At 60.2% G+C, this 22,473-nt stretch carries 21 protein-coding genes; 17 read left to right on the forward strand and 4 right to left on the reverse strand.

Features of this window, described 5'->3' with window-relative positions:
* The first annotated feature begins 3 nt into the window (after window positions 1–3).
* Window positions 4–933 (forward strand): 1-aminocyclopropane-1-carboxylate deaminase/D-cysteine desulfhydrase, encoded by a 930-nt coding sequence (locus AC07V8_RS09910; RefSeq protein ID WP_494677974.1) that lies wholly within the window; start codon window positions 4–6, stop codon window positions 931–933.
* A 29-nt stretch (window positions 934–962) separates the two neighbouring features.
* On the opposite strand, the gene AC07V8_RS09915 is transcribed toward AC07V8_RS09910, so the two are convergent.
* Window positions 963–1,226: a hypothetical protein gene (locus AC07V8_RS09915; RefSeq protein ID WP_494677973.1), complete on the reverse strand. Its 264-nt coding sequence runs from the start codon at window positions 1,224–1,226 to the stop codon at window positions 963–965.
* Window positions 1,227–1,350: 124 nt separating this feature from the next.
* Between AC07V8_RS09915 and AC07V8_RS09920 the strand changes: the two genes are divergently transcribed.
* Window positions 1,351–2,346 carry a LysR substrate-binding domain-containing protein gene (locus AC07V8_RS09920; RefSeq protein ID WP_494677972.1) on the forward strand — a complete coding sequence of 332 codons (996 nt, stop codon included), beginning with the start codon at window positions 1,351–1,353 and terminating at the stop codon, window positions 2,344–2,346.
* On the opposite strand, the gene AC07V8_RS09925 is transcribed toward AC07V8_RS09920, so the two are convergent.
* The gene (locus AC07V8_RS09925) at window positions 2,321–3,256 is read right to left on the reverse strand and encodes an alpha/beta hydrolase family protein (RefSeq protein ID WP_494677971.1); all 936 of its coding nucleotides are present in this window, start codon (window positions 3,254–3,256) and stop codon (window positions 2,321–2,323) included. The genes AC07V8_RS09920 and AC07V8_RS09925 overlap by 26 nt on opposite strands.
* Window positions 3,257–3,359: 103 nt before the next feature.
* Here AC07V8_RS09925 and AC07V8_RS09930 point away from each other — a divergent pair, with 103 nt between their 5' ends.
* The 7 genes from AC07V8_RS09930 (at window position 3,360) to AC07V8_RS09960 (ending at window position 8,453) form a co-directional block, all read left to right on the forward strand.
* Window positions 3,360–4,256, forward strand: coding sequence for a LysR family transcriptional regulator (locus AC07V8_RS09930; protein ID WP_494677970.1), 897 nt, complete (start codon window positions 3,360–3,362; stop codon window positions 4,254–4,256).
* A gap of 309 nt (window positions 4,257–4,565) precedes the next feature.
* Window positions 4,566–4,775, forward strand: a complete 210-nt coding sequence (locus AC07V8_RS09935) for a hypothetical protein (protein ID WP_494677969.1) — start codon at window positions 4,566–4,568, stop codon at window positions 4,773–4,775.
* Window positions 4,776–4,805: 30 nt separating this feature from the next.
* Window positions 4,806–5,444, forward strand: a complete 639-nt coding sequence (locus tag AC07V8_RS09940) for a tRNA-uridine aminocarboxypropyltransferase (RefSeq protein WP_494677968.1) — start codon at window positions 4,806–4,808, stop codon at window positions 5,442–5,444.
* Between the two features lie 182 nt (window positions 5,445–5,626).
* Window positions 5,627–5,905, forward strand: a complete 279-nt coding sequence (locus AC07V8_RS09945; RefSeq protein ID WP_494677967.1) for a DnaJ domain-containing protein — start codon at window positions 5,627–5,629, stop codon at window positions 5,903–5,905.
* Window positions 5,902–6,441 (forward strand): hypothetical protein, encoded by a 540-nt coding sequence (locus tag AC07V8_RS09950; RefSeq protein WP_494677966.1) that lies wholly within the window; start codon window positions 5,902–5,904, stop codon window positions 6,439–6,441. The genes AC07V8_RS09945 and AC07V8_RS09950 overlap by 4 nt, the downstream gene beginning before the upstream one ends.
* A 26-nt stretch (window positions 6,442–6,467) precedes the next feature.
* Complete coding sequence (locus AC07V8_RS09955; RefSeq protein WP_494677965.1) at window positions 6,468–7,193, forward strand: hypothetical protein; 726 nt, start codon at window positions 6,468–6,470, stop codon at window positions 7,191–7,193.
* Between the two features lie 45 nt (window positions 7,194–7,238).
* Window positions 7,239–8,453, forward strand: a complete 1,215-nt coding sequence (locus AC07V8_RS09960; protein ID WP_494677964.1) for a hypothetical protein — start codon at window positions 7,239–7,241, stop codon at window positions 8,451–8,453.
* Window positions 8,454–8,807: 354 nt separating this feature from the next.
* Here the strand turns inward: AC07V8_RS09960 and AC07V8_RS09965 are convergent, their stop codons facing one another.
* Together AC07V8_RS09965 and AC07V8_RS09970 are read right to left on the reverse strand one after the other, a co-directional pair.
* Complete coding sequence (locus AC07V8_RS09965; RefSeq protein WP_494677963.1) at window positions 8,808–9,695, reverse strand: hypothetical protein; 888 nt, start codon at window positions 9,693–9,695, stop codon at window positions 8,808–8,810.
* Window positions 9,692–10,942: a DUF6402 family protein gene (locus AC07V8_RS09970; protein ID WP_494677962.1), complete on the reverse strand. Its 1,251-nt coding sequence runs from the start codon at window positions 10,940–10,942 to the stop codon at window positions 9,692–9,694. The genes AC07V8_RS09965 and AC07V8_RS09970 overlap by 4 nt, the downstream gene beginning before the upstream one ends.
* 319 nt (window positions 10,943–11,261) lie before the next feature.
* Between AC07V8_RS09970 and alaC the strand changes: the two genes are divergently transcribed.
* From alaC to AC07V8_RS10010, 8 genes are all read left to right on the forward strand, one after another.
* On the forward strand, window positions 11,262–12,461 hold the full coding sequence (alaC, locus tag AC07V8_RS09975) for an alanine transaminase (protein ID WP_494677961.1): 1,200 nt from the start codon (window positions 11,262–11,264) through the stop codon (window positions 12,459–12,461).
* A 374-nt stretch (window positions 12,462–12,835) separates the two neighbouring features.
* On the forward strand, window positions 12,836–14,038 hold the full coding sequence (gene tagH / locus AC07V8_RS09980) for a type VI secretion system-associated FHA domain protein TagH (RefSeq protein WP_494677960.1): 1,203 nt from the start codon (window positions 12,836–12,838) through the stop codon (window positions 14,036–14,038).
* Window positions 14,031–14,843: a PP2C family protein-serine/threonine phosphatase gene (locus AC07V8_RS09985; RefSeq protein ID WP_494677959.1), complete on the forward strand. Its 813-nt coding sequence runs from the start codon at window positions 14,031–14,033 to the stop codon at window positions 14,841–14,843. The genes tagH and AC07V8_RS09985 overlap by 8 nt, the downstream gene beginning before the upstream one ends.
* A gap of 53 nt (window positions 14,844–14,896) precedes the next feature.
* Window positions 14,897–16,570, forward strand: a complete 1,674-nt coding sequence (locus AC07V8_RS09990; protein ID WP_494677958.1) for a serine/threonine protein kinase — start codon at window positions 14,897–14,899, stop codon at window positions 16,568–16,570.
* A 27-nt stretch (window positions 16,571–16,597) separates the two neighbouring features.
* The gene (locus tag AC07V8_RS09995; protein ID WP_494677957.1) at window positions 16,598–17,065 is read left to right on the forward strand and encodes a TssQ family T6SS-associated lipoprotein; all 468 of its coding nucleotides are present in this window, start codon (window positions 16,598–16,600) and stop codon (window positions 17,063–17,065) included.
* Window positions 17,066–17,305: 240 nt separating this feature from the next.
* Window positions 17,306–18,406: an amidohydrolase family protein gene (locus tag AC07V8_RS10000; protein WP_494677956.1), complete on the forward strand. Its 1,101-nt coding sequence runs from the start codon at window positions 17,306–17,308 to the stop codon at window positions 18,404–18,406.
* Window positions 18,407–18,531: 125 nt separating this feature from the next.
* Entirely contained in the window at window positions 18,532–19,797 is a 1,266-nt protein-coding gene (locus AC07V8_RS10005; RefSeq protein WP_494677955.1) for an SGNH/GDSL hydrolase family protein, read from the forward strand.
* A 162-nt stretch (window positions 19,798–19,959) separates the two neighbouring features.
* Window positions 19,960–22,035, forward strand: coding sequence for a 2,4-dienoyl-CoA reductase FMN-binding domain-containing protein (locus tag AC07V8_RS10010; RefSeq protein ID WP_494677954.1), 2,076 nt, complete (start codon window positions 19,960–19,962; stop codon window positions 22,033–22,035).
* Window positions 22,036–22,473: the final 438 nt, after the last annotated feature.

The following is a 22,473-nucleotide window of genomic DNA, read 5'->3' on the forward strand; positions in this document are numbered from 1 at the left end:
GCTGTGCTGTTCCCCGGTTTGTCCTCGCCTTCGCCCTGCCAACTGATCGACAGCACGGCTTTCCTCGGCCGCGATATCTGGGTCAAGCGCGACGATCTGCTGCATGCCGAGGTCTCCGGCAATAAATTCCGCAAGCTCAAATATCCCCTGCTGGCGCTGCAGGGCCAGCATCCGACCCTGGTCACCATGGGCGGCCCGTGGTCGAATCATTTGCATGCATTGGCGCATGCCGCCGCCCTCGGCGGCTGGCCAAGCATAGGACTGGTGCGCGGCGCCGCCGAGATGAGCAGCGCGACGCTGGACGATTGCCGCCGCCTGGGCATGCAGATCCGCTGCGTGTCGCGCATGGACTATCGCCAGCTGCGCGAAGACGGGCAAGCCTGGCGCCGCCATGTCGCGCCGGCCGATGACAGCCACATCTGGCTTCCTGAGGGGGGCAGCGCGCCGGCGGCATTGCGCGGCGTGGCGGAGCTGGTGGACGAAATCGCGCAGCAGCTGCAGTTCATTCCTGAAGTGATCATGGCCGCCTGCGGCACCGGCGCCACCCTGGCCGGGATCCTGGCGGGCTTGCGCGGCCGCGGCCGGGTGATCGGCGTCGCCGTCTTGAAAGATGCTACTTATCTGCGCCAGGAAGTTGCGCGTCTGTTGCAGCAGGCCGGCTATCCCGATTACCAGAACTACCAGTTGCTCACCGACGCCCATCACGGCGGCTATGGCAAGGCGCCGCCGGAATTGCGCCAGTTCTGCCGCGATTTTTCGCAAGAACTGGGTTTGCCGGTCGAGCCGGTCTACACCGGAAAATTATTCCACGCGCTCCGGCAGTTGCAGCAAGCGCATGCATTCCGCGAGGATGAACGCGTGCTCGCCGTGCATACCGGCGGCATGCAGGGAGCGCGCGGCTTCATCGATCACGCGCAAGATTGGGGCCTGTAACGCCTGCCGCGCGTTCGCACTCCCAAATCCTAGTACTCGCGCGCCCGGCGGCTGTCCTGGCGCGGCTGCGCCCCATCCAGGTAACCGATATCGCGCAGGACATGATCGCTCAGGTCTTGCAGGGTGATCAGCGGCTTGGCGGGCTGGGCCTCCAGCCGTTGCTGCAAGCGGCCGATGGCCAGCCGCAGGGTTTGCAGGACGCCGTCGGCGGCACCTTGCGAGCGCGCCGATGCGACGAGGGACGAACCAGTTAATGCTGTAACAGTTTGGCAAGATGTCGATGTGCTGTTCATGGCGGACTCACAGGTGGGTTGACGGGAGTTTTACAATAATTTCTTAAAGCAACTTCGGTATTGGTAAGCATATCGAACCAAACTCCCCTTGGGAAACGACTTGTTTTAACCATCTTGGTCAGCTATGCTTACCAACATGAGCCGACTTCCACTACACACCTTGCCAGTCTTCCGCAGCGCCGCCCGTTCGCAGAACCTGCGCGCCACCGCGGTCGAAATGCACCTTACCCATAGCGCCGTCAGCCAGCAGATCGGCGTGCTGGAGCAGCAGCTGGGTTTCCCCCTGTTCGAGCGCCGCGGCCGCCGCATCGTGCTCAACGAAGCGGGCCAGACTTTGCTGTGCAGCGTCGAGTCTGCGCTGGCGCAACTGGACACCGGCGTGCTGGCCGCCGCCGCCACTGCCGTCGGCACCTCGCAACGCTTGCGGCTGACCGTCATGCCCTCTTTTCTGCAGCGCTGGCTGCTGCCGCGCATGCACCGCTGGCGCGAGCGCCATCCCGACATCGCGCTGGAACTGCATTCCTCGCAGCAGCTGATGGACTTGCAGCGCGATGGTTTCCACGTCGCGCTGAGGCAAGGCAAGGGCGGCTGGCCGGGCTTGAGCGATGAGCGCCTGATCGACAGTCCGCTGGTGGTGGTGGCTTCGCCCGCCACCGCGCGCCGCTTGCAAGGCGGCAGCGTCGCCGCCCTGGCGCACGAACCGCTGCTCGGCAGCGCCGAGTCCTGGGACCGCTGGTTCAGCGAAGCCGGACTCAAGCTGCGCAGCAATCCGGTGGCCACTTTCAGCGATGCCGGCCTGATGCTGCAAGCTGCCGAGCAAGGGCTGGGGATTGCGCTGGGACGCGAGTTCATGGTGGCCGACGCCTTGCGCGACGGCCTGCTGGTGCAGCTGTCGGAACAGCGGCTGGAACCGGATGTCGACTACGCTTCCTACTTCCTGGTGTATCCGCCCGCCCTGCGCGACTGGGCGCCGCTGCAAGCCTTGCGCAGCTGGCTGCATGACGAAGCGTGCGCCTTGCAGAAAAACATTGCGCCGGCGGCGCCGGTCATTACCCCGATGGCGGCAGAACCGCAGAGGAAATCCGCGGCGCGCGCTAAAGCGGCAAAACCGAAACCTTAGAAACCTCAGGTGCGCGGCAGGCGGCAGGTTCCGCCGGCAAGAAGTCGGCAACCTGACGCGCCACCGTACCGCTATCCAGCCAGGCCAGCGATTCCAGCCACAGATTGCCGCTGAAGCGATCGTGGAAAAATGCGAAATGGCCGATTTCGGCCAGCGCCAGCTCTTGCGGCCGGACCACCACATGGGTGCGCTCGCTGCCGCGGTAGTAGCGCAGCAGCCGCAGCACCGCGGCCGGCGTGCCGAAATCGTCGTCGCTGATGCTGTAGGCCAGCAGCGGACAACGCAGCTGCGGGAACAGGCGGCCTGCGCCATCCGGTTGCAGTCGGGCGCGGCGGAACGCCCATTCATACGCGACGCCGGCCGGCAAGTCTTCCAGCCAGCCCAGCCGCCGCCCCGGAAAGTAGCCGGCCAGCGCGGTCGCCAGCGGCATCAGCACGTGCCACTTCAGCAGCATGCGATAGCGCGCGCGGGCGGCGTAGTCCTGCCAGTAGGCGAACTGCGCGGCCACCGTCAGCATGCGGTCGATGCGGCCGCCGGAAGCGCTGAAGCCGGGCAGCACGCCGCCTATGCTATGGCCGACCACGGCGATGCCGGCATCGGGAAAATTCTTGATCACCCATTGCAGGATGCCTTCGAAATCCTTGCTGCCCCAGTCGAACTTGCTGGCCTTCAGGCGGCGCAGCGAGAGCGGCCGCGAGGCGCCGATGCCGCGGTAGTCATAGGTGACGGCGAGATAGCCATGAGCTGCCAGGAAGCGGGCGTAGCGCGCATAGTAGCTGGCCTTGACGCCGGTGGCGCAATTGATGATCGCTACTCTTTGCGGCAGCTGCAGCCGGTCGGAGTAGTACAAGGTGGCGGCCAATGGATAGCCATCGGTGGCGGCGATCCGGGTGGGAGATTCGATCTGCATTTGTCCTCGAATTGCTGCTCTGTATGCCATCGATTGTAGGGAGCAAAAGGTGCAGGCATAAGGTATGCTGCCATCATCTCTTTGTTGAGCATGACTCACCAATATGACTAATCTCGACGCCAATTCGCTGATCATCTTCCATCACGTCGCCAGCGGCGGCAGCTTGACCAAGGCCGCCGAGGCGCTGGGGCTGTCGCGTTCCGCGCTCAGCCACCGCATCAAGGCGATCGAAGCGCGGCTTGGCTGCCAGCTGCTGATCCGCACCACCCGCAGCGTCAGCCTGACCGACGCCGGCTACCGCCTGGCGGCTTATGCCGGCCGGATAGCCGACACCCTGGGCGAGGCCAACCTGCTGGCCAACGGCCTCAACCAGGACAGCGCCGGCCTGCTGCGCATCTCGGCGCCGTCCGGCCTCGGCACGGTCTGGCTGCGGCCGCTGATCCTGGCCTACATGGAGGCCAATCCGCTGGTCAGCGTCGATTTGCGGCTGAACGAATTTGCCGTCGACATCACCCGCGATCCGTTCGATCTGGCGATCCGCGTCACCTCGCAGCCGCCGGAGAATGTGGTGGCGAAGAAGCTGTTCGGGATTTCCTGGTGGCTGTGCGCCAGCCCGGAACTGGCGGCCCGCTTTGCCGGCGAACTGGCAGTGCCCGATATTTCGGCGATACCGGTGGCCGGTTTCGCCCGGGCCAGCCAGCTGCACGACATCGTCCTCACGCGCGGCAAGCAGAAGCTGCTGGCGATGCGTTCCCCTGTGCTGGTGTCGAATGAATTGCAGGTAGTGCGCGATGCGCTGCTGCGCTCGCTCGGCATGGCGGTTCTGCCTGACTATTACGCCAAGCAGGACGTGCAGGCCGGGCGCCTGCTGCGCTTGCTGCCCGAGTGGCAGGTCGATGCCGGCTACGGCGATCATGTCTATGCGCTGCATCTGCCTGGCCGGATGACGCCGCCGCGGGTCAAGCGGTTGATTGATTTCCTCAAGCGGCGCAGCCAGTAATCATCGCTATTGTTGAATTTTCCTCACCGCAGATGTGATCCGGCGCTATCTTATCCTGCCTCTGCGCCGCGTCTAAAATGACTCCCGGACGGCAGTAATGCCGTTCAGTTAAGACAAAAAACGCCGCTGCGAAGCAATTCGGAGCGGCGCTTTTCATGGTTTTGCAACCATATAAATCTCAAAAGTCGAGCTTGACGGTGCTTAACTGAACGGCATTACCCGGACGGCAGCGTTTGTGCCGCATCTCAACCCCCACTGCGGAAACCTTATGACTGCCAAGCCGCGCGCCACCTGGCATGGCTGGGCACGGTGCCGCTGTCGAATGGCGTGGCGGGGCAGATCTTCGGTTACCAATACATTTCCACCCTGTACGGCTTTGTCTTCCTGAGCCATCAGCTGGGCAGCTTTCTCGGGGTCTGGCTGGGCGGTCTGCTGTTCGACATGACCGGCAACTACCAGTCGGTCTGGGTCATCGCCATCCGAGCGCATGGCGCTCACGCGGCTGCCAACGGTGGTTAAAATTGGGTCTGCCATCGATTCCTTTACGTCATGACCCAGCCGGACCCCGTCAAACGTCTCACCTGCCCTCGCTGCATGCGGCCGCAGCGCACATGCATCTGCGGCTGGATCAGGCCGACCGCGCACGCGGTGCAAGTGCTGATCCTGCAGCATCCGCTGGAAGTCCATCAGGCCAAGGGCAGCGCCGCCCTGCTCCAGCTGAGTTTGCCCGGCAGCCGGCTGGAGGTCGGCGAAGTCTTTGCGGAGCCGGTGTTGCAGGCGCTGCTGCAAGCGCCTCCCGGCGGCCGCACCGTCCTGCTGTATCCGGACACGCCTGAAGACCAGAGCTTGCAGCTGGCCACGCCGCCGCCGCTGGATCCGGCGTTGTTGCCTGAAGCGGAAAAATTGCTGCTGGTGGTGCTCGACGGCACCTGGCGCAAGAGCCGGAAAATGCTGTATCTCAACCCGCTGCTGCAACAGCTGCCACGGCTGGCGCTGCAGAATATGCCGACTTCGATGCCGGCATCGCGCTACCTGATCCGCAAGGCCCAGCGGCCGGGGCAGTTGTCCACGCTGGAGGCGACTTGCCACGCCTTGATGCAACTGGAGCATGATGAGGAGCGCTATCTGCCCCTGCTGACGGCTTTCGATGGCTTCGTGGCGCAGCAGCTTGCCTATGGGGGGCACTGAAAACCGTGGTTTTCCGGCTACGCACGGCATCGACTTCCGGCCTGCGCTCGTGTATCCTCCGCAGTCTCTCCCTAAGTGTTTGTTTTCTCTCGGCAACAAATGCTTACCCTGCAAGTATTCCATCAGTAACAAGATAACGGTCTACCGGTCGGCCTGACCGCCACGACAACGTGTGAGGACGCATGAAGGATTATTACGCCGTTCTCGGCTTAGACAGTGATGCAACGAGCGGCGCGCTGAAAAACGCCTATCGCAAGAAAGCCTCAGAGTTTCACCCCGACAGGAATAGCGCGCCCGATGCGCCGGCCCGCTTCCGCGACGTGCAGGAAGCCTACGATCTGTTGTCGGATGCGGTGAAACGCCAGGAATACGATGAAAACCGGCGCCGCAGCCTGCTGGAAAATCCGCTTGAGAGCGCTCGACAAATCTGGACCACTTATATGAACAAGGTTATGCAATGATGCTTTCCGCTTTTTTCGAAGACTTGACCAAGGCTTACCAGGCTGAACTGGAAGACTTGCAAAGCGATTCCGAAGGCAACGATATCCTGACATCGCGCCTGAAGAGCAAGCGCGCGCAGTTTGCGCTGATGATGCCGATGATAGAAACCGATCCTGAAATGGTGGCCGTAGCGTTTCACGGCGGCGTCGATTTCACCAATCCGCAGCAGCTGACCATGCTGCTGGGCGAAGAGCCGGATGACTTTCCTGCCTGGAACGAGGTTGCCGACGCTGTGCAGTTCGAGTCGTGGGCGCAAAAGCTGGCCGACATCGCCTTGCAGGAACCGGGCGGCGAGCGCTTCCTGATCACCACCGTCTGCCTCGAATACCTGCATGAGAAGAGCAACGGCAGCTACCAGGGCGTCTACGGCCACTCGGCCCACGGCGAATCGGACGATGCGGTGGAAGGCGTCGAGGAAGACGAAGAAGACGGCCGCGACCTGGAAATCGAAGGCGCCGACTGGCTGGCGGAGCAGGGCTTCGAACGGCTGGGCTGATGTAAACATTTTGACACTGTGATTCCATGACAAACGCGCTCGTAGTAAAAGCAGCAAACCTGATCCGCAACGGCGATATCGCCGGGGCCGAATTCGCTTTGGTCAGCCTGGCCGAGACCGAGGGCGATTACGCCCTGGTCGCCGCGCTCGAGACGCTGCCGCCGAAAGATCTGCTGGCGGTGATTCGCGAATACGATACTTCGAAAGAATCGGTGGTCAATCTGGTGGTGACGCCGGAGCAGTTCGCGCGCGCGGTGGTCATGGAACGTCTGTACGGCGATCATAGCCATGTGCGCCTGCGCGGCATGATCAACGCGGTGCTGTTCCGCGACGATAGCCAGACCGGCGAATTCATCGAAGCCATCGGCGATGTCGACGGCGGCTGCGAAGCGCTGATCGATTACTTGTCGGATCGCGACGAAGAAGTCGTGCATTTCGTCACCTACGACACCTTCAACGTCAACCGCATGGAAGAAGGCGATGAAGTCGACAAGGCGGAAATCAGCGACCGCGACTGGAAGGAACTGACCTGGCTGCTCAAGCATGAGCATGCCGACATGTTCGAGCAGATCTGGCCGGTGCTGAAGAAGCGCATGAAGGAACGCCTGAAGCGCGAAGCCGAGCAGGAATTGCTGGAGCAGCAGGCGCAGCAGGAGCAAGAGCGGCAAGAACCTCAGCTGCGGCGTGAGCGTCCCACCGCCGCCACAACGCCGGCGGCCATCGCCGATGCCGGCGAAGAGTCGGCGCTCTGAGCGTCGGCTGTTTCTGTTTCCACCGTTCCTGAACTGACGCATCCCATGTCCGACAAGCACCGGAATATCGATCTCATCGACAAGCGCCCTTTCTTTGAAAAGGCGCTTGGCTTTGGCCTCAAGAGCGGCATCCTGGATCAGGAAAAATGCCGCGCCATGATAGAAGACGCCGCCAAGGGCACGGTGCAAGTGGCCGCCTTTTTCGGCACCAGCCATCTGCATACCGATCTGGAAAATGCGCGGCAGCGTATCGTCAACCTGATCAGCCTGTATCTGGAACAAACGTTCAGCGGCGATCTGCGGAAAGCCGCGGAATCCTTGCGCGACAACACTTTCCTGTCGCATTCGCGCGGTGGCAACGAGATGCTGAAGGCTTTGCATGCGCTGCCGGATTCCACCATTTTCGGCGATGGCAAGGGCCAGGGGCTCAAGGAATTCCAGGACGAGCGGACGCTGGCCAAGCCGTTTTCCCTGAATGCTTATCGCAAGGAATTGAAGTCGCGCGAGGAGGCCGCGGCGGTGTTGGCGGCGGCTTTGTGGTTTGCCGATGACATGGGCGTGGAGCGCGCTGCGCTGGAGTTTGCCGGGGCGGAGACGGTGATTCGTACGGCCTTGCTGGTGCGGCTTGGCGGCGCCGAGGAGTTTCCTGGGCGGCTGGGGTTTGCCAAGCTGGTGGCGACGGTGCGCGATGAGGGCGTTGTCGGCAGCAAGCTGAAAATTCCTCGGCAGTTGCTGGATGATGTGCCGGCGGAGCATCGCGATATTGCCGGTCGTGTTCGGCGTGAGATCGAGAAGCAGGATGCGCTGGCGGATGCCGGGGTGGGGCTTGATTCCTTGTTGAATCTGATCGAGTTGCGTTACTTCGTGCTTGAGGGCGGGCTGGAGGATGTGGACGGGTTTGATGCGCTGGTGTCGAAGGAGTGGAGCAAGGTGACCAAGGGCAAGGAAGATCCTTATTCGCGGTTGACGGTGTTCATGTGCATTGCGGCGGGCATCAAGCCGAAGACTGCGGTGTCGGAGACCGAGGCGCGCAGCATGATTCGGCGAGTGCGCGAGCATGGCTTCGAGAGTGAAGCGGTGTTGGCGTTCATCCGGGATGCGGCGCCGTTCGAGATCAAGGATAACCTGCTGTCTTTGTGGGAGGACGAGTTCCTGCCCGAGGCGGAGCAATACCTGCTCGACGACGATCTCAAACTTACGCGCGCGATGAAATTCCTGAAAGAGAATTGCAACATCAAGCTAAAAGCCGCCAGCAAGTAAAGGTAAAACCTTAGCACTGCCCCCATTTGACGTTTTACGGAGTACATGTCTTGGCATGCTAAGAACGGTTAGTGCGTTGCTAAAACAAGTGCTACCCCGTGGAAGCTTGCCGGAGGTGGCCCGCAGCCAGTCTCCTTTTCTTGTTCACCCCCTCGCCAGGCGCAAGAAAAGGGTGAACAGCAAGCACATCATCGCGATGCGCTGCAGCAGTACTCAGATCAAATTGATGGCGCGTGGCAGGCGGTTCTGTTTTTTGGAAGCGTGCGGCATTTTTATAAAGCATACAAAAGCGCAGAGAACCTGACTTCCAGAGCGGTCAAGAGAGCTGCAGATTCAACATTGACGTCGGCCCCGTCATGGCAGTTTGGCGCGCATTCTGTCCATCCAGCTTGGGGGGAGGGAAATAAAGGCTGCATTACCATTTGAATCATAATTAAGCCGTCCGTCCCACCAAGTCAGGGTTGAGTCCCGATAAGTCGAAAATGTGCGCTCTGCCAGCAGGGTGCCGTCGCGGCTCGAATAGAGGCGCAATCGCTTCGCGTACGAGTTAACATAACATAGCTCGGCTATATACAACCCGCCGTCCTGCTCCGACATTTCTACTTCGCAGTTTTTCACGTCGATACGCAGAAATAGGTCCCAGACATAACCCAGCGCAATCACTACCAGCAGCGCTGCTGCCAAGCGGCGCACGGATACCTTGAATATTTCTACGGCGCGTTGCATGCGCCCCTGTTTTGTGGAAAAAATAAAAAACAACGATGCGCAAACAACATAAGCAAGTGCATATTTCCACAGCAAGAGGCCAGAAAGCAGAAGCAATACTGGTATGAACGGCGTTTCAGCCAACCAGCCATAACTTAAAAAAATTGTTAGCGGCACCAACGCAATTATTTCTCTTTGCAACGTAGCCTTGGTTGGCAACGCCATATCTTCAGGCGGATTTCTTTTTGAAAGAAACAACGTCTCAAAAGTCATCTGTAAAATCAGCAACGAACCCAGTGCCAGCCCGAGGACAATGAACGGTCCTCTGACAAGATCCTCCTTTCCATAACACACATAGTGCAGGCCGGTAAGCAGCAAGCACATCATCGCTATACGTCGTAGCAGCACCCGAATGAAATTCACTGTGCGTGGTAAGCGGTTCTGTTTTGTTGAGATATGCAGCATTTTTATAAAAGCATACAAAAGTGCGCAGAGCCCGATTGCCAGAGTGATAAAAAATGGCTTGGTATCCATCATATGGATAGTTCCATAGCTATAGTAGGTTTTAACTGGATAGTTTTGGTATCTGAAAACAGAAGAATGTCTCCACCCTGCTGATATTTTTTCTGCCAGTCGAGGAAATTCTTGTTGTGGATCGGGTAATACACATTCGTGGTCTGCCATGGCCAGTTAGTTGCCACGGGATAATCGAGCCAATCATTTGTGTTGAGCAAGGAGACCGCAAGATCGGCAGGTACCAGACGTACGCCGTTGCGATTCCAATGTCCTAGATACTGAGATGCCTTTTGATCTGAGCGGTCATAAAAGGAATAGACATCTTTCATATAGAGATTGATGTGGGTCACTATCACCTTGACCTTCTTGGGCGTGACCCAGTCGAGTTGCGCACGCTCTATTGCCGCGTACAACGCAAAACCGCCGAGCGCGCCCGCCAAATCGTCAGGGACTCCGGTTCCCGAGGTATTCGTTCGTACCAACAGCATGGCCTTGTCTCCCGGACTAGTATCCACGCCAATATTTTGAAATTGAAATTGCCGATGTAACTCCTGTATGTCGTGGTTGACTTCTTCCCAGGCATTGAGCCTATATTTGCAACCTGCAGCCAGACAGCGGCGCAATATTTTTTCCAATTCATTACGCGCCGCGGAGCTTTGAATCACAGCGTTACCCTGCAACTCCTCGAATTTCCTTCGCGCGCGCGGGAACGACAGGATCCAGTCCATTTTGATCGTGCTGGTATCGATCATGGATGGCGGAAATGGCTGGCCGAGCTGATTGATTTGTTTTTCGTCGCCCTCGTCATTGACAGGGTAATTCAGCTGGCCGGCAAACCATTTGCGCATGAGTTTCGCGGAAATTTTCCAGCCCAGTTTTTCCATGGCGGCGGGAATTTCCTGGATATCGAAAGGCTTGATGCGCGGGAAGGCCGGCACGGGAAGGGTCTTTTCGTCGGGCTCCGGCGGCGGAGGCGGTTTTTTTACAAGCGCCGGTTCTTCCATCCATTCAACAAAATCGACCAGCTTGACCAGTGCCGCTCCCAGATAGCCGATTTTTTGAACGCTGAATGGCCCGGGCTCGGCTGCCACCGGTGCAACAGGATCCGGCGGTGGTTGATCGCGCAGGGGCGGCGGCCGCATGTCGGCCGCCAGGAAAATTTCTTCCTGATCCACTTTGTAGCAGCCCTTGCTTCCCTCTTGTTTTTCCCATGTCCACCACAACAGGTTTGGTTTGAAATAAGGTAATTTCTCTGCTGGCTCATGCATGTATTCGCTCCCGCGATAGCCAAAATAATGGAAGGAATTTATGGTACAGCAGACGCTATTTAAATTGCTTTAAATGCATTGTTGACATTCGCAGTCGCAGCGTCCCGTTATCGCCATGGGGCGACGTAGCCTAAGCAGCGCCAGTCTTGTTTTTTGTCGGAGAGGGTATTGGCCGGCTTCCTTGAATGTGTTCAGGTGTGATTTTCTTCGTTGCGCGCTTTTCCGTTGTTCACTAGAATCATCGCTGGAACACCCGCACAACGGGATCCTCGTTCCAACGTCGCTCGGACGGTTCCGGGCGCTTACGTGAGAGAAAAATATGTCTGCATCCCCAACTCCGCGCAGATTTTCGCGCATCGATCGCTTGCCTCCCTACGTTTTCAATATCACCGCCGAACTGAAGATGGCGGCGCGGCGGCGTGGCGAGGATATTGTCGATATGTCGATGGGCAATCCCGATGGCGCGACGCCGCCGCATATCGTGGAAAAACTGATCGAGGTGTCGCAGCGGCCCGATACCCACGGCTATTCCGCGTCCAAGGGGATTCCCCGGCTGCGGCGGGCTATCAGCCATTGGTACAAGAAGCGCTACGACGTCGAATTCGATCCGGATAGCGAAGCGATCGTCACCATCGGTTCCAAGGAAGGGCTGGCGCATCTGATGCTGGCGACGCTGGACCGCGGCGATACCGTGCTGGTGCCGAATCCCAGTTATCCGATCCACATCTACGGCGCGGTGATCGCCGGCGCCGACATCCGTTCGGTGCGCATGAGTCCGGGCGTGGATTTCTTCGCCGAACTGGAGCGGGCGATACGGGAAAGCTATCCCAAGCCGAAAATGATGGTGCTCGGCTTCCCGTCGAATCCGACCGCGCAATGCGTCGAGCTGGAATTTTTCGAGCGCGTGGTCAAGCTGGCCAAGGAACACAACATTCTGGTGGTGCATGACCTGGCCTATGCCGACATCGTGTTCGACGGCTGGCAGGCGCCTTCCATCATGCAGGTGCCGGGCGCGCGCGATGTCGCGGTGGAATTCTTTACGCTGTCGAAGAGTTACAACATGGCGGGCTGGCGCATCGGCTTCATGGTCGGCAACAAGGAACTGGTGGCGGCGCTGGCGCGCATCAAGAGCTATCACGACTATGGCAGTTTCACGCCGGTGCAGGTGGCGGCGATCGCAGCGCTGGAAGGCGATCAGCAGTGCGTCAAGGATATCTGCGCCAAGTACCAGAGCCGGCGCGACGTGCTGGCCAAGGGCTTGCATGAAGCCGGCTGGATGGTCGACATTCCGAAGGCCTCGATGTACATCTGGGCTCGCATACCGGAGGCTTACCGGCATCTCGGCTCGCTGGAATTTTCCAAGCAGCTGCTGGAAAAAGCCAAGGTGTGCGTCTCGCCCGGCATCGGTTTCGGCGAGTACGGCGACGAATACGTGCGTTTTGCCTTGATTGAAAACGAAGCCCGCATCCGCCAGGCGGTGCGCGGCATCAAGAGCATGTTGCGCGCGCCGGCGGCATAGAAAAGCATAGGGGGCGGCCTGCGCCGCCTCAGCTTTTAACGATTCAGCCATTGTTTGTCTTCCTTCATTCTTCTCCGTTACGGCCTGGATGGCGGGAAGGCGTGCGCTGAAATTTCTGCTGATAGGTAAATTGACATCAAATCGTTGCCTCGTCCCCAGCTGACACAAAATGTCACCACGAATGACAAGAGAGGGCAGTTTTGCAGGTCTGAAACCGGCCAATTACCAGGTTTTATGCGGCTATAAGACCAGTTTTCGATAGCCTTGCTTGGGCATGGAAATTGCTGCCAAGCAAACAGCCACAGGTACACACGATTTGCGCAAATTCGCAGGTGTTTGCACTGTGTCTGCAAAACCAGGCTTGGACCACATCGATGATCAAAATTAGTGTTATTTCTTACAACAACATGGCGCCCGAGCAGCCCATGTCGGCCGTCTTCGGCCGTGAGCCGAAAACCCTCGGCCGCAGCGAAGAAAATTATTTCGTGCTGGCCGATCCGCGCAACCTGGTGTCGCGCACCCAGGCCGAAATCAAGAGCGACGGCATCCGACAGACCATCACCAATCTCAGCCGCGCCAATCCGATCCTGCTCAATGGCCATGAGATTGATGTCGAGTGCGAGGTCGATCTGCAGATAGGCGATGAAATTCAGATTGGACTGTATCTGTTGCGCGCTGAAGCGCAGCTCAATTTAATGAAGGACAACCCAGACATGACCTCGACCAATCCGGTGCGCCGAGTCAATGCCAGCAAGCCACTGCTTAGCGTATCCGAGACGCGCCTGGCGGCGCTGGCGCAACTGAACCTGGAGCTGGCCGCTACCGCCAACGCCGCGTTGCCGACCTCCGCGTCCGCTGCCGCGACGATGGCGCGCCCGGCAAGCCAGGCAGTTCCTGTGCCCGCCAGCCCGGCAGCCGCATCGTTGAACCAGGCCGACGACAACCTTCCTGCCGCCGAGCCGAATGCCGCCAGCGAAGCGCTGATGCAAGCCTTCATGAAGGGCGCCGGCCTGACGCCCGGAGCGCTGGCGCCGAGCCTGACGCCGGAATTCATGGAAACCGTGGGCAAGCTGCTGGCGATCTCCGTGCAAGGCGCGATTGACTTGAACGCCGCGCGCGCGCTGGTGAAGCGCGAAGCGCATGCGGACGTAACCAAGGTAGTGGTCCGCAACAATAATCCGCTGAAGTTCTTCCCGGACAGCCAGACCGTGCTGATCCAGATGCTGCGCAAGAAAATGCCGGGCTTCATGGGCGCCACCGAAGCCATGCAGGACGCCTACGAAGATCTGCACGGCCATCAGGTTGCAGTGGTGTCCGGCATGCGCGCCACCATGAATGAAACCATGCAGCGCTTCAATCCGGAAGTGATGGAGAGGCATTCGCAAAAAGGCGGCATGCTCGATACGCTGCTGCCGGCTACGCGCAAGGCCAAGCTGTGGGATGCCTATGTGCTGCGCTATCAGCGCATCATCGGTGAAGCGTCGCAGGATGATTTCCAAACCCTGTTCGGCAAAGCCTTCTTGCAAGCTTACGAGAGAAAGATCGAGAAGCTGAAGAAGGCTTCCCCGCATGCCTGAGCAGTCCCTGCTCAGCAACACGGCAGCGCCGATGCTGCTGAGCCTGGCGCAGCTTAGCCATGCCGGCGGCCGCCAAGTCAACCAGGATTCCTGGGGCAGCGCGCAGCAGGACGACCTGACCTGCATCATCGTCTCGGATGGCGTCGGCGGCGAGTACGGCGGCGAGATTGCATCGAACGTGGTGGTGCATTCGATCATGGAAATGTTTGTCGAAGAGGCCTCCTTCGGTCCGCGCGCGCTGCAATCCTATCTCGATTATGCGGTGGCCCAGCTGAACCGGCGCCAGGGACAGATTCCGCGCCTGAAAGACATGAGCGCGACCGTGGCGACGCTGCTCATCGACCAGAAAAACCGCTGCGCCCTGTGGGGCCATATGGGCGATACCCGCATCTATCAGTTCCGCCGCGGCCAGCTCTTGCACTTCACCAAGGATCACAGCCTGATCCAGCAATTCGTCGATGCCGGCCATTGTTCGCCCGAGCAGCTGCGGCGTCATCCGCGCCGCAGCATCCTGTGCGCCGCGGCCGGCGTCGAAGGCAGCGCGCCGGCGCAAGTGACCCCAAATCCGGTGCCGATACAGGACGGCGACGCCTTCCTGCTGTGCACCGACGGTTTCTGGGAATGGATCAGCGAAGCCGAAATGGCGCTGGCGGCCGCGCAAGCCGGTTCGGCCCAGGACTGGCTCAACATCATGCACGCGGTGGTGGAAAAGAATGGCCAGACCTGCAATGTGCCGCTGGATAACTGCACCGCGTTTACGATATACGTAGCCGAGCCGCCAGCAGCCAAAATCCTTAATCATTGAAGACGTGTTGATAACTATCCTCATAATATTGCTAACGTCGAATCCAACTGAATATGCAAAACGCCAAATCGGTTGACCTGCAAGAACCCTCTGCCATGGCTGTCGAGAACTGCCTGCCGAAAGGGACGCGCCTGGCCGATTTCGAAATCATCGGCGTGATCGGCGAGGGCGGTTTCGGCATTGTCTATTTCGCCTTCGACCGCTCGCTGCGCCGCATGGTCGCCATCAAGGAATACATGCCGGGCGCCTTTGCCGGGCGCGGACCGGACAAGAAGGTGGTGGTCCGCTCGCAGCGCCACCGCGAGACATTCACCATCGGCCTCAAGAGCTTCATCAAGGAAGCGCGCCTGCTGGCGCAGTTCGACCACCCGGCCCTGATCAAGGTGTACCGCTTCTGGGAGCAGAACAATACCGCCTATATGGCGATGCGTTACTACGAAGGCCGCACGCTCAAGAGCGTGGTGCAGAATTCGCCGGCGCAGGTCACCGAAGCCTGGCTGAAAAGCATGCTCAAGCCGATGCTGGAAGCGCTGGCCGCCATGTACCGGGTGCAGATCCTGCATCGCGATATCTCGCCCGACAACATCATGATCCAGAAGAGCGGCGAGGCAGTACTGCTGGACTTCGGCGCGGCGCGCCAGATCATCGGCGACATGACGCATTCGCTGACGGTGATCCTGAAGCCGGGCTACGCGCCGATCGAGCAGTACGCCGACGACGCCATGATGAAGCAAGGTCCGTGGACCGATATCTATTCGCTGTCGGCGGTGATTTACTTCGCCATCAAGAAAACCGCGCCGCCGACGTCCGTGGCGCGCATGATCCAGGACCCTATCGAACAGTTGCAGAACGGCGGCCACAGCGATTTCAGCCAGGCCTTCCTGGCGGCGATCGACAAGGGGTTGGCGGTCAGGCCGGAAGACCGTCCGCAATCGATAGAAGAATTCCGCCAGCTGCTCGACCTGGAGCTTTCGGTGCCGATGCCGATGCCCGACAACGACGCCGTGCCTCCGCGCTCTTCCAGCAGCGGCAGGCGCAAGCCGGCTGCTGCTGCCGGCAGCAAGCATGAGAGCAGCGCACAGGCGCTTGCCGCTGCCAACGTCATGGAACGGCCGTTGCGGGCGCCGGCCCTATGGATTGCCGGCGCAGTCTGCGTGGTGGTGGCCGGCGCCTACCTGTGGCTCAAGCCGGCGTCGTCGCAGCAGCCGGAAGCGCCGCTGGTGGCCTCGCGCGCTGCGGCAGTGCCGGTGGCAAAGCCGGCGCCGAGCGCGGCCGTGGCCGGCGAGCAGATCCTGGACGAAGAAACCATCGGCTGGGAAACTCTCAAGGAGCTGAAAAACGTCTCGCCGCAGCAGATCACCGCCTTCCTGCAGAAATACCCGGACAGCAAGCATGCCGCGATCGCGCGCGCCCGGCTGGCGGAGCTGCAAGGCAAAGGCGCCGCCGAGGCTGGCGCCAAACCGGCCGAGGTGAAAAGCGCGGAAGCCAAGGCCGCCGAGGTAAAGTCAGCTGATGCTACCGGCGTAGTCACCTTGGCCATCAGGCCTTGGGGCAACGTGATTGTGGACGGCAACCTGAAGGGCGCCAGTCCGCCATTGAAAAAGCTGGTCCTGGCGGAAGGCAAGCATCAGATCAAGGTGGTCAATCCGAGTTTCCCCGATAAGGTCTTTGAAATTGACGTCAACCAGAAAAAATCGCGTAGTATCGACTACAGTTTTTCGCCCTAATCCATGCTTTCCAGCCAGGCAGACCCCATGACCACTTCTTTTTACCGTATCGGCGGCGCCATGATGGCTGCGGCCTTCATGCTCAGCGCCTGCGATACCATCGATACCCCGAAAACGCCGGCAACGGCCAGCCAGAAACCTTCTGCTTCAACGCCGGCAGTGGTTGCCGCCGCTCCCCAGCCGCCGGCGCCGCCGGCAGCCCTGAGCGACGGCATCGCCCTGTACAACAAGGGCAGTTACAGCGCCGCCATCAAGCGTCTCGCCAACGGCCAGGATATCTGGTCGGCGGACACGTCGTTCCAGACTGAGGCGCTGAAATACATGGCCTTCAGCTATTGCGTCACCTCCCGCAGGAAGCTGTGCAAACAGCAATTTGAAAAGGCCCTCAAGCTGGACCCGGGTTTCGACCTGGCGCCGGGCGAACAAGGCCATCCCTTGTGGGGCCCGGTATTCACCCAGGCCAAGCGGTCGGTTGCCGCCAGCGCAAAAAAATAACGAAGCCTAAGCGCGTGAGCGCGTGAGCGCCTAACGGCCGAACAGCGGAGCGGAAAATCCCGGCAGCTGGGGAACGGGTTCCTTCATGAGCGTGAATCTTGACGTATTCCTGACATTGGGGTGGTGCGGGCAGGAAAGATAGGACATACAGTTCGTCCTGCTCCTTGACCAGCTCTTGCACGAATTGCGTACTTCGAGGTGGGCAGGGACATCCTTCTTTCACCAACCGAGGAATCCATCATGCGTTTATCCCGATTTACCTTGTGTGCCGCCATGCTCGCGGCTTTCACCAGCGGCGCCGCCAACGGCCTGACATTGGAGGACTACACGAACCCTAGTCCGGCCTGTTTCAACCGTGCTGCCCAGCCGCATCTGACTGTGGCCGACACGCATATCCACTTCCGCCCGTTCGGCGGCGAATCGGTCTCCTATCATGACATGTTGAAAATGATGGCCGACAACGGCGTAGTGATCGGCGGCGTGATGGGCATAGGCCAGCGCCTGCCCTGGGATGCGCGTCCGGGCTGCGACTCCTACCAGGATTGCCGGGACCTGCCAGCCAATCCCACCATCAAGAACGACTTCGTCAATGCCGCCAATTTTGCCGAGTTCAAGTCGCCGGATCGCCTGCTGGTGCTCGCCATGACTTTCCCCGATCTGGCCAAGCCGGCTGAGATTCCCGCCTTGATGGCGCTGTACGACAAGGAATATCCCGGGCTGTTCAAGCTGATGGGGGAATCCAACGTGGTCAAGCAAGCCTTGTTCCCCAACGGTCATGTGCCGGTGACCGAGGCGCAGATCGATCAATGGTCCGATTTCATGGCGCTCCTGCGCAAACGCGATATGCCGCTGGCCCTGCATATCGATCTGGGCAACGATGAAGGCGAGCCGACCAAGTATCAGGCGCTGATCAATTATGTGCTGACGAAATATCCAGACAACAAAATCATCTGGCTGCACCTGGGCATGTCGAGCCAGCAGAAAACGATGGACCCCTTGAGCCACATCTTCCTGCTGCAGAACCTGCTGAATCGCTTTCCCAAGCTGTATCTCGATATTTCCTGGGGTGTGCTGGAAGAAAACTACTTCAGCAGATTTCGCGAGGGCTATGTCAATTTCATCAACCGCAATTCCAGCCGCATCATTACCGGCAGCGACTATGTGGCCTACAAGAACAAGCAGCCTGCTTATAACTATGCCGATGAGCTCAGGACTTCGAGCGTGATGAATGCCTATCTGGATGACGATGCGTTCCGCAATATTGCGCTGGGCCAGACCTATCTGACCATGCTGGGCATGAACAACAAGTATAACGCGCCGCAGATCTGTCCGTCGCGCTAGGCAAGGCTTGCATGACGCCCATTCCTGATCGGCATGGGCGTCATGCAAATAGATCATCTACCCTGTACCGTATGAAGAGCCTATCTTAGTGTTATCGCATCCCCGATAAACCAAAGGAGTCTTTCATGCACCGTGCAAAAATCGCCGCAGCGCTTGCCCTTTTGTCGGTCTTGGCAATGCCGGCGGGCGCACCGCTGGCAGCCGGCAACGCTTCCGCGCAGCCCCGCTGGGTCGCCAGCTGGAGCGCCAGTCCGCAGCCGGTCTGGGAGGCCGGTTTTGCTTTGTCGACCAATATTCCGGCAAGCCTGTCGAACCAGACCGTGCGCCAGATCGCCCGCATCAGCCTGGGCGGCCGGCGTGCCAGAGTGGTGCTGTCGAACGGATTCGGGACCACGCCGCTGACCTTGGGTGCGGCGCATATCGCGCTGGCCGGCGGCGGTTCCGGCATCGTGGCCGGCTCCGACCGCACCCTCATTTTCAACGGCCGTGAAACGGTGACGATTGCGCCGGGCGCGACGGCGGTCAGCGATCCTGTCGATCTCGAACTGGCGCCGCTGGCCCAGGTCGCGGTCAGTATCTTCCTGCCGCAAATCACGCCGCTCGCCACCTTCCACTGGGACGGCAAGCAGACCGCCTACATCGCCCAAGGCAACCTGACGGCGGCGCCGTTGATCGATACCGCCCAGACCTTGGACGCACGCTTGTTCCTCAGCACGATCCTGGTCGAGGCGAGGCCGGCAACGCGCGTGGTGGCGGCCTTCGGCGACTCGATCACCGATGGCGGCGGTTCCATTTCGAACCGCAATCAGCGCTGGCCCGACCTGTTGGCGCAGCGCCTGGCCGGGCAGGATGTTGCGGTGATCAACGCCGGCATATCCGGGGCCAGGGTGCTGAACGACAAGATGGGCGTCAACACCCTCGCCCGCTTCGAGCGCGATGTGCTGAACCAGCCCGGCCTCGACACCGTGATCCTGCTGATGGGCATCAACGACATCGGCTGGCCCGGCAGCAGCGTCACGCGGCAGGACCCGGCCTTGGCGGCGGAGCGCCTGATCGACGGCTACCGGCAACTGATAGCACAGGCGCGCTTGCATCATGTACGTATCGTCGGCGCTACCTTGACGCCGTTCGAGGGCGCATTGCAGGACACCGAGCTGAAAAGCTATTATTCCGAAAGCAAGGAAAAGACTCGGCAAGCGGTGAACCGGTGGATACGCAGCAGCGGCGAGTTCGACGCTGTCATCGATTTCGACGCCGCCTTGGGAGATCCGGCGCATCCGGGGCGCATCCTGCCGGCCTACGATTGCGGCGACCACCTGCACCCGGGCGATGCCGGCTACCGCGCCATGGCCGAGGCGATCGATCTGACAACTTTACTCGGCCGGCGCTGAGTAATCGAGGATAGGATCTAAATAGGTTTTTGCCTCTAATCGGCGCTAAAACAGGGCTGTCCCAGCAATCAGCCGCGGCTTTTCAGGTAGATTCCAGCCCTATGGCAAACTGTTGGCGTTTGCCGTGGCCCGTTGAAGAATCTACAAAACCACTAGAGACCTATGTCCCATCCCGTATACCCTCATCTGCTCGCCCCGCTCGACCTCGGCTTCACCACATTGAAGAACCGGGTGGTGATGGGTTCGATGCACACCGGTCTGGAAGATCGCTTTTTCCATTACGCCAAGCTGGCGGAATATTTCCGGGCGCGCGCCAAAGGCGGCGTCGGGCTGATCGTCACCGGCGGTATTTCTCCCAACAGGCAAGGCTGGCTGCTGCCCTTCGGCGGCACCATGAACAGCCTGGGCGACATCTACAACCACCGGCGCCTGACCAGCGCGGTGCATGAGGAAGACGGCAAGATCGTGATGCAGATCCTGCACGCCGGCCGCTACGGCTACCAGCCGCTGGTGGTGTCGGCCTCGGCCATCAAGTCGCCGATCTCGATGTTCAAGCCGCGCGCGCTGAGCGAGCGCGGCATCCAGTCCACCATCAACGCTTATGTACGTAGCGCGACGCTGGCGCAGCGCGCCAACTACGACGGCGTGGAAATCATGGGCAGCGAAGGCTATCTGCTCAACCAGTTCCTGTCGCCGCGCACCAACCGCCGCACAGACCGCTGGGGCGGCAGCATCGAGAACCGCATGCGGCTGGCGGTGGAAATCGTGCAGCGCATGCGCGCGGCGGTGGGCGAGCGTTTCATCATCATGTATCGCTTGTCCTTGCTGGACCTGGTAGAAGGCGGCAATACCGGCGAGGAAGTGGTGGCGGTGGCGCAGGCGCTGGAAAAGGCTGGCGTGACGCTGATCAATACCGGCGTCGGCTGGCATGAAGCGCGGATTCCGACCATCGTCACCTCGGTGCCGCGCGGCGCTTTCCGCGAAGCGACGGCGCGTCTCAAGCGCGCGGTCGGGATTCCGGTGATTGCTTCGAACCGGATCAACACGCCGGAGGTGGCGGAGCAGATCTTGGCCGAGGGCGATGCCGACATGGTGTCGATGGCGCGGCCGTTCCTGGCCGATCCCGAATTCGTGCTGAAGGCGCAGCAGAACCGCGCTGATGAAATCAATACCTGCATCGCCTGCAACCAGGCTTGCCTCGACCATACCTTCCAGAACAAGCGCGCCAGCTGCCTGGTCAATCCGCAGGCTTGCCATGAGACCGAGCTGGTCTATCGTCCGGTCGTCAAGGCGCGGCGGGTGGCGGTGATCGGCGCCGGGCCGGCGGGCTTGTCGGCGGCCAGCGTGGCGGCCGAGCGGGGACATCAGGTGACCTTGTTCGAGGCGGCGGCGAAGATCGGCGGCCAGTTCAATATCGCGATGCAGATTCCCGGCAAGGAGGAATTCAGCGAAACCATCCGTTATTTCCAGCGCCGCCTTGAACGCACCGGTGTCGAGCTCAGGCTGAACCAGCGGATCGGCAAGCAGCAGCTGGAGGCGCTCGGTTTTGACGATGTGATCGTGGCGACCGGGGTGGCGCCGCGCAGCTTGCGGATTCCTGGCATCGATCATCCGATGGTGCTGTCGTACCTGGATGTCTTGCAGCGCAAGGCTGCGGTGGGCAAGCGGGTGGCGGTGATCGGGGCTGGCGGGATCGGTTTCGATCTGTGCGAATTCCTGCTGCACGATGCGCATGTGCCTTTGCCGGTGCCGATTGCGGAGTGGATGGATGAGTGGGGGGTGGATCCTTTGGCTGCGTCGGCGGGCGGATTGCGGCCTGCTGTTGCGGCGGAGCCGGTGCGGGAGATTCATTTGCTGCAGCGTAAGCGGAGCAAGGTGGGGGCGGGGCTGGGCAAGACGTCGGGCTGGGTGCATCGTAGTGTGATGCAGCGGAATGGGGTGCAGATGCTGGGCGGGGTGGAATACCAGCGGATTGACGACCGGGGTTTGCATATCTCCGTGGGTGGGGTGAGCCGTTTGCTGGAGGTGGATAACGTGGTGATTTGTGCGGGGCAGGAGTCGTTGCATGAGCTGGTGCCTGTCGATGCTATTGTTCCAGGCAAGCCTGGCGAGCCGCTCAAGACCAAGGCGCAGCAGGCCGGTTTGCGCTATCACCTGATCGGCGGCGCCTCGTTCGCCAGCGAACTGGACGCCAAGCGCGCCATCCGCGAAGGCGCAGAACTCGCCGCGTCGCTATAAGCTGTGCAGTCAATCGGGGTCAGAGTTTTTTTCGCGGCCTTTTGCGAAAATTACTCTGACCCCGATTGACGTTCTACGGAGTACATGTCTTGGCAAGCTAAGAACGGTTTGAGGGTTGCTAAAACGGTTGCTACTCCGTGGAGGCTTGCCGGGAGTGGCCCGGCAGCCAGTCACTTTTTCTTGCTTCGCCAAGAAAAAGTAACCAAAAAGAAGGCGACCGCACAGCCGTTGCCCGCCTTCGGCGGGTCCCCAAATGAGGCGGGTGCCAGTCGGATGGGACACAAACTCGCTTCGCTCAAACATGTGTCCCATAATTCCCGACTGGCACCCGCCGGGGACCGGAGGGAAGGCAACGTCAGCATGCGGGGTACTTCAAAAGCAACCCCAACGTCAAAACCAACGGCAACGGCAACGGCAACGGCAACGGCAACGGCAACG

It is taken from the genome of Collimonas sp. GW821-FHT02H07, from assembly GCF_059421505.1.